This window comes from Arenibacter sp. F20364, from assembly GCF_023015905.1.
Classification (GTDB): domain Bacteria; phylum Bacteroidota; class Bacteroidia; order Flavobacteriales; family Flavobacteriaceae; genus Arenibacter.
The window spans coordinates 1-346 of the sequence record NZ_JALKBD010000173.1; the positions used below are offsets into that span (position 1 = coordinate 1).

1 pseudogene is annotated in these 346 nt (G+C 51.4%); it reads left to right on the forward strand.

Annotation, left to right across the window (positions count from 1 at the left end):
• A pseudogene (locus MWU84_RS24485) lies at nt 1–346 on the forward strand (secretion protein); the annotation flags it as partial.

The window sequence follows — 346 nt, forward strand, 5'->3', positions numbered from 1 at the left end:
GTGTCAGTATCGGGACCACTACGGGAGCCCTTACTTTCAATGTAACGGGACTTACCCAAAATACAACCTATGCCTTTACGGTAACGGCAACGGATGCAGCAGGGAACGTTTCACCTGTCAGTAATACGGCAAATGTCACCACCTTGACGGCCGCCGATGGTCAGGCACCAACTGCACCGAGCAATTTAGCGGCCAATGGCACCACCACTACTACCACGAACCTTTCTTGGACCGCTTCTACGGACAACATTGGGGTTACTGGATACACCATCTTTCAGGACGGTGTCAGTATCGGGACCACTACGGGAGCCCTTACTTTCAATGTAACGGGACTTACCCAAAATAC